We start from the raw sequence: 7,428 nt of genomic DNA on the forward strand, positions 1-7,428 counted from the left end.
TTTTTATTGCGTAACATAGCAGTTTACAATAATTTAACACAATATTCTGTTTAACTATTTGGTAAAATGATTAAACATTTAGTATCTTGTGCTAAATTAGTATGGGAAAACCGCTATGAAAAAGAGCATTACAATTTCCATATGAAATTTGTTTATTTATTGGTTAGGTTGTTTGGAGAAGCGCATAACGTCTGTTGTGCGCTTTTCTTACTTTATAGTAAATACCTTACTTCGGAATTCGATTTATGTTTAAGTTGATATCTAAGGTTATTCAACAAAAATTTTTAGAAGTATATTCTTGTAATTAAGGGTTCATGTCTTTACCCAAATAAGCATCCTAACATACAATTAACTTCTAGTTGATTTATATATGTTAAATTTGCGGCTTATTAAATTAATAAAATGGATTTATCAAAAGTGAAATTAGTTGTTACCGATATGGATGGGACCTTGCTTAACAGCAAAGGTGAGGTAAGCGCTAATTTTTTTGAGTTATTTAAAAAATTACAGCAAAACAATATTCATTTTGCGGCGGCTAGTGGAAGGCAGTACGATAGTATTATCGATAAGCTAAAATTGATAGCCGATGATATCACGGTGATAGCAGAGAATGGAGGTATTGCCAAGCAAGGGAAGGAAGAATTGTTGGTGACAAATCTACCGGAAGAAAGAACAACGGAACTTATTGAGCTTTTGAGAGGGATCGATGATGTTTTTGTAGTTCTATGCGGAAAAACTTCTTCTTACATTGAAACCAAAGATGAAGGTTTTATAGATTTCTTCCATGAATTTTATGCGGCTTATGAAATCGTAGATGACTTAATGAAGGTAAATACAGACGAACTTGTAAAAATAGCAGTATACCATTTTGAAAGTTCAGAAGATTATATCTATCCATCTGTAAAGCACTTGGAAGATTCGTTGCAAGTAAAAGTGTCTGGTAAAAACTGGTTGGATTTATCCCACCCGAATGCCAATAAGGGATTCGCCCTAAAAATGCTTCAAGACAAGTTAGGGGTTACCAAAGAAGAAACCATGGTGTTTGGCGATTATAACAACGATTTGGAAATGTTGGAATTGGCAGATTTTAGTTATGCCATGAAAAACGCCCATCCCAATGTGCTTAAAACAGCAAAATACCAAACGAAGAGCAACGACGAAAATGGAGTTGAATATATTTTAGATCAACTCATTACCGCAAAAGAAGCTTAATTTCCGAAGGCAGTGATTACTACCGATCTGGACCCTCCGCGGTCCCGATGTTCACAGAGATAAATTCCCTGCCAAACTCCCAAATTTAAACGCCCATTGGAGATGGGTATTTGCACCGATGCTCCCATAAGCGATGCTTTAATGTGCGCAGGCATATCATCTGGGCCTTCATAGGTGTGGATATAATAAGGTGCATTTTCGGGTACCATTTTGTTAATATGGCTTTCAAAATCTGTCCTAACGGATGGATCTGCATTTTCATTAATGGTTAAACTTGCCGAAGTGTGTTTTATAAAAACCTGAAGCTGCCCAATATTAATGTGCTTTATTTCTGGGAGGGCTTGTAGCACCTCTTCGGTAATTAGATGGAAACCTCTTCGTTGTGATTTTAGCCGTATTTCTGTTTGGTAGAATTTCATTTTACAAATTTGGGATACGTACTATAAAAAAACAAGTATTCTATTGTGTTTAATCTGAAAACCTGCCTAAATAAAAAAGGCTGCCTAAAGTAGGCAGCCCCAATCTTAACAAAGCTAACTATTACTCAACTAAAATTTTCCTTGTATATTTTTCTCCTGTTTTTTGGGAAGCAAGAGTTACTATGTATATTCCAGGATGTAACTTAGAAATATTAATGCCCTGCGATCCGCTTAAATTCTCCATAGACAACATCGGTCTTCCACCGAGGTCGTAAATGCTTATATTTAAATTGTCTTCAGAAGAAATGTTTAAAATTCCATCTTTAACCGGATTTGGGTACATGGAAATCCCTTCTACAATAGTTTCTTCTTCCTCTTCTGCAAGCAGGGGAGATGCCAATGTATTTGGGGTCGAAGTTTTAGCACTTGATGGAGTACAAGAACGCGAACCAAAGTCAAAATATCCATTGGTAAAGAGCTTCTCTTTTGCATCTTTACAGCAGGTAGAATTTTCGGTAGCTTCGGTCTCTGTTTGCAATCTATTTCCGCAAATTTCAATCCAATCTACCGTCAAGTTTTTATCGCTACAGCCTGTTTCGGGATTGTCGTTATTGGTAAAATGAACTGTAACATCGCCACCACTAAAACCGCTGTAGGTATAGTTGGTAAGACTTGTAGAAATATCTTTCCAAGATTTTACTACTTGCCCATCCACTTGAAGCTCCATATCTTCTATTCCACAGTCACCAGCCGCACGAATTACAATATCTCCGCTGGTAGAAACGGTAGCGGGTTCGTAAGACCAGCGTGTCCATGTCCCATCGTAGGAAGTTGGCCTTTGTTCCACATCAGAAACTGTATTGCTATTTTGTGGCCGGATGTATTTTTGGGTTTCCCGGTTTTTAAAATGAAAGGTAGAATTGTCTGAAGATAAAACCTCTATCCATTGTGTTCTATTGCCACTGGAACTTGTGTTTTGGGTCTCCATAAGCGAACCATCATCAGAGTTAATGGGTCTAAAATACTGTCCTGTTTGAATATTTTTCAGATAAAAATATCCATTGGAAGTGGTTATTTTTTCCCATTTAAAAAGGTTTGAATTGTCATTTGCGGCAACTTGAATTTTAGAACCCACGGAAGTTCCAGAAGGTTTCAAGTATTTCCCAGTTTGTTTGTTTTTAATATAAAATACTGGAGAAGTAGGCTCTGGATCTGGAAGGTTATTTGCCTGTTTGGCATAGGCAAACTTATCTGCTTTTAACCAATTGGCCTTTGCACGTATATTAATGGTGTGTGTACCAGCATTTAAATTCACCGTATTGGTTAGGTTACCCCAGTAAGTGTCTAGGTCTAATGCCGAAATGGAACTATTGTCCAAAGAAAAGTTGGATACGGAATTGTTTACCTTTATTTCGTATTGCCCTGCTAAATTTGAGGTGGTACCGGAAGCTTCTCCCACACGCAAACGAATATCGATTTTATAATCTCCAGCTTCGCTTACCGAAAAGGGAAATGATAACTCGTCGTTGGTATCAAACAAACGCACATGAACTCCCGCACTTGCATTAGGGTTATAAGTATCTGGCCCTACAGTATTGTTGGTGCCAGCTTCGTTGGCAACTTGAAAAACGTTTTCAATTTCAAAGTCTCCACTTGTATTGCCATTTCCTGGCGGATTGGAACCTCCTCCAACGGTAGCTACGTAATTGGCAAGAAATTTAATATATCCACTTTGGTAATAAATGGCAGGTTCTACCAAGGCAAATGGACCTTGATTGGTTCCTTGTATGTATTTGTTTTCGTCAGCAAAGGCTTTTAAACCTGGTTGATTTCCCAAGGTTGCGCTGCTGTAGCGAACTCCGTTTAGGGTTATAATGGTACCACCCGGCGCTTGTGGATTGGCTCCTCCGGTCATAAAACCAGGTGCTGGCCCTACAATTCCTTGCGAGGGGTTTGGTGCGCCATCGTATTTGTCGTCAACAAAAAACCAAGTATGCCATAACTGGTCTACACAAAGTTCTGCCCCGTAATTGTACATATTGGTAAGGTAGCATAGCCCAAGCGGATTAACACCATGGAAATAATGTAGGATTCCATCTGTAGCTTTTTTGTAGTTGTCATGCTCAGATGGATCGATATTATAGTTAATAAAGTCATACGTATCAGTTCCTTGTCTGGCAATAAGGCTATTACTTCCCCAGTTGAGGTAAAACGGATTGATACGGTAAAAGTCTGAATTTTCATTAATGGTGTATAGGCCTGGAGACTCTGTTTTCTTCGCGTTCTTTTTATTTAAGATTGCTGTTTTGGTGGCGTTGTCTGCATTAGGCAGCGTGGTATAAAAAAGAATCGCTTCACTTTGGTTGGATCTGTAGATTCCCCAGTCTCCAGAAACAAAGGCTCTAGCTTGGGAGTAGTTGTTTTTTACAAAATTATTGTATTTGGATTTTCCGGTTAATGCATATAGATATACTGCAGCACAAACGGCTTCCGCTACGTTTTCTACCAAATAATGGTTTCCAGAACCATCGGCATCTCCCGCTTCGATTTCCCCGTTGTCGCAAACAGCGTCTTTGTCTGGGGAATTCTCATAATGATTCCAAGCACTTTCCGATCTGCTTACTAAATCGCTTACATACGAAGATTGGGATGGGAAATCTTGAAGTGCCAGCGCAGCATGTGCCATCATTCCAGCCGCAGCTACCGATGCCACCGGACAGGTTTGGGCGTAGTAACGCTCTCTAGTATCGGTACTTGGAGGTGAGATGTAATTAAAATCTTCTTTGATACCGGCCTTACTATGGACACTCCCATCAGTGCGCTGCATATTTTTAATCCAATCGATTTCCCATTTAATTTCATCTAAAATATCTGGAAGATCGTTGTTGTTTTCTGGAATACGTAAGGTAAAATCATCCCAAAAATCAGGGTGTTGCTCGTAGGTAGTTAGTAAATTATGCACTGGCTCCAAGGCAAAAGTTATGTATTTATTGGGGTCACCCGCATCAATCCAACCTTTACTTACATTTCTACGCTCCGAGCTGTAGAGGTATTTAGCGTTGTTATCTTGGTTTGCCTTAGTATACCATGCGCCATCGGTCCAGTTTGCCCCAGACCCATAAGCTGCTGTTTTTTCAATGCTCACCCTTTGGTAATAGAACATCTCCACAGCGGCACGTAAAACATCATCGTAAACATTGTTGCTTATTTTAAAGGTATTTGAGTTAACCGTATTTCCGCCGGTTTCTGTTACCTGAATATAATAGTCACCAGGTGTTTTATAGGAGGAAAAATTAAACCACCAACCTTTATCTCCAGAAAGTCCATGAGTATTTCCGCCGTTCCATACAGTAGCTTTTGCTTGGTATACTGTATTATTGTCACTTGCTTTTTTAAGCTTAACATTTACATTAACATCGAGGTTTATTCCAGCACCAGAGTTAAAGCCGTTTACTGCCTTGGCAATTATGGCAATTTTAGTAGCATCTTCAAAGTAACCAAATTGATCCACTCGAATATAGTTCTTCTTTGTATTAATGGCTTGCCCGAAGGTAAGCAGCGGGATGCACCACAGCAGTGCCAATCCCAATAAACTTTTGAAATTGAAAGTAATTTTTTTCATTTTGAATAATTTAAGTTATTAGTTAATGATTATGGGTAGTTTATTATGGTTGTATCGTCATACAAAACCTCAAAAATTCACAGGTACCCAATGATTTTTGAAATCAATAAATAAGAAGTGCTAGCTATATAAAATTTCCTTCAATATCTATTGAGAATTATATAGTTAATAATTTTTGACCTAAAAAAGTAACACTTTATCGATTTTTAAGCACTTAATTATCAATATGATAATAGATTGATAAAATAGTATTAATGACTAGAAGTTGGTGTATGTGGTTGTATTTCAGTGTATTGAAATTAATAGTAGAAAATATAGAAAATATTTTATTAGGTCTTTTGCCTTTTCTTTTTGGCAGCAGGGAAAAGAACGTTGTTCAAAATAAGTCGGTAACCCGGAGAATTCGGGTGCAGCTCCAGTTCGGTTTTTGGGTCGCCAACGCGGTGTTGGTAATCTTCTGGGTCGTGACCTCCATAGAAGGTAAAGAAGCCTTTCCCTTTGATTCCATGTATGTAGCGTGCTTCCCCATTCACTTTATTTTCCGCCAAGGTTAAAACTGTCGGCCGTATAGTGTTTGGGTCGTAAGCAGTGGTTTGGCCCATAAAACCTTTTACTAAAGAGGTGTGGTTTTGGCAAAGCATGGTTGGTATAGGATCCCACTTTGCAGAAAAATCCATGAGCGTAAAATAATCTGTTTCCTTCCTTACCGTTTTTCTTTTCGAGGTCATGTCTATGGAAGAAAACTCATATTCCATGGGGTTACGCTCCAAAATAAAATCTTTAAAGGCAAAGGTTTTAGAAAAGTCTATTTTATTTTGGTAGTTGGGAGTGGAGGGGTCTCCATCGAACATGGGTTCGCAAATATCCACTCCTTCGGCAGACAGTGCAATATCAAAACTGTCGGTTGCAGAGCACATGGCAAACATAAATCCGCCGCCAATTACATAGTCCCTAATTTTAAGGGCTACAGCTAGTTTTTCTTGGGAGACTTTGTCGTAGCCAAGTTCGGCTGCCAGCGCTTCAGCTTCTTTTTTATCGTTAATGTACCAAGGAGTGGCGCGGTATGCCCCATAAAATTTTCCATATTGCCCTGTAAAATCTTCATGGTGCAAATGCAACCAATCGTAAAGCAACAATTTTTCTTCTAGGACTTCGGTATCGTAAATAACGTCGTATGGTATTTCAGCATATGTTAAAACCATGGTAACAGCATCGTCCCAAGGTTGATTTCCTTTTGGGGAATACACAGCCATTTTTGGTGCTTTTTCCAAGATCACCGCTTCTTGGTTTTTCGAAGGACTGCTTATGTCCGTTAGGATTTCTTCTGTTTTAGAATCTGATAAAACTTCAAAAGAGACTCCACGAATTTGGCATTCTTTTCTTATTTCCTCGGCATCTGGCATTAAAAAAGATCCGCCACGGTAGTTGAGCAACCATTTAACCTTTTCATTTTTACTTAGTACCCAGTAAGTTATTCCGTAGGCCTTTAAATGGTCTTTCTGGGTTTCTGCATCCATGGGGATTAAAATATAGGAAGCAAAACCTAGCTGTATGTTGAACAAGAATAAAAAAAGGAGTATCCACATTTTATTGCGATACTCCTCATTATATATATGTTTAGTGTTTTTCAGTTTCATAGGGCCATAATCATATTCAACTGAAAAATACAATTATAAATCGAAACCTAAGTCTTTTCGGTAATACATTTTATCAAATTTGATAGTTTCCAAACTACCATAGGAAGTCTCTAAAGCCTCGGAAAAATTGTTTCCATAAGAAGTTACGGCCAAAACACGACCGCCTGACGATAATACTTTATTGTCTTTTAACTGCGTACCGGCATGGAAGACAATGGAATTTTCTACATTTTCAATCCCCTGGACCTCTTTTCCTTTTTCGTAAGCTTCAGGATAACCTCCAGAAACTGCAACTACGGTAGTGGCCGTTCTTTCATCCAATTCAAGCTCGATGGTGTTGAGGTTTCCATTGGCAACAGCTTCTAGCATGGTTACCAAATCGTTCTTTATTCTAGGAATAACAACTTCTGTTTCTGGATCGCCCATGCGAACATTGTATTCTATAACATACGGCTCGTTGTCAACTTTTATGAGTCCGATAAAAACAAAACCTTTATAGGTAATATCATCTTTTTGAAAACCTTCAATGGTGGGTTTT

Annotated in this window: 5 protein-coding genes (1 of these 5 cut by a window edge); 1 reads left to right on the forward strand and 4 read right to left on the reverse strand. The window is 38.4% G+C overall.

Features of this window, described 5'->3' with window-relative positions:
• The first annotated feature begins 402 nt into the window (after positions 1–402).
• Complete coding sequence (locus HX109_RS09845) at positions 403–1,212, forward strand: HAD family hydrolase (RefSeq protein ID WP_178951534.1); 810 nt, start codon at positions 403–405, stop codon at positions 1,210–1,212.
• Here HX109_RS09845 and HX109_RS09850 read toward each other — a convergent pair.
• The 4 genes from HX109_RS09850 to purD all read right to left on the reverse strand — a co-directional run.
• Positions 1,209–1,631 carry a secondary thiamine-phosphate synthase enzyme YjbQ gene (locus HX109_RS09850; RefSeq protein WP_178951536.1) on the reverse strand — a complete coding sequence of 141 codons (423 nt, stop codon included), beginning with the start codon at positions 1,629–1,631 and terminating at the stop codon, positions 1,209–1,211. The genes HX109_RS09845 and HX109_RS09850 overlap by 4 nt on opposite strands.
• Before the next feature lie 121 nt (positions 1,632–1,752).
• A complete protein-coding gene (locus tag HX109_RS09855; RefSeq protein WP_178951538.1) occupies positions 1,753–5,253 on the reverse strand; it encodes a glycoside hydrolase family 9 protein in 3,501 nt (1,166 codons plus the stop codon).
• A 329-nt stretch (positions 5,254–5,582) separates the two neighbouring features.
• Entirely contained in the window at positions 5,583–6,839 is a 1,257-nt protein-coding gene (locus HX109_RS09860; protein ID WP_178951540.1) for an asparagine synthetase B, read from the reverse strand.
• A gap of 84 nt (positions 6,840–6,923) precedes the next feature.
• A protein-coding gene (purD, locus tag HX109_RS09865; protein WP_178951541.1) for a phosphoribosylamine--glycine ligase crosses the window boundary here: on the reverse strand, positions 6,924–7,428 show its end. Its footprint extends 767 nt past the window's final position; the window shows 505 of its 1,272 coding nt (coding positions 768–1,272); its start codon lies beyond the right edge, outside the window — the gene reads right to left on this strand; it ends in the stop codon at positions 6,924–6,926.

It is taken from the genome of Galbibacter sp. BG1, from assembly GCF_013391805.1.
Lineage (GTDB): Bacteria > Bacteroidota > Bacteroidia > Flavobacteriales > Flavobacteriaceae > Galbibacter.

Coding starts and splice junctions, on each gene's coding strand:
- HX109_RS09855 (WP_178951538.1), bottom strand. CDS start 5,253: ATGAAAAAAATTACTTTCAATTTCAAAAGTTTATTGGGATTGGCACTG.
- HX109_RS09850 (WP_178951536.1), bottom strand. CDS start 1,631: ATGAAATTCTACCAAACAGAAATACGGCTAAAATCACAACGAAGAGGT.
- HX109_RS09845 (WP_178951534.1), top strand. CDS start 403: ATGGATTTATCAAAAGTGAAATTAGTTGTTACCGATATGGATGGGACC.
- HX109_RS09860 (WP_178951540.1), bottom strand. CDS start 6,839: ATGTGGATACTCCTTTTTTTATTCTTGTTCAACATACAGCTAGGTTTT.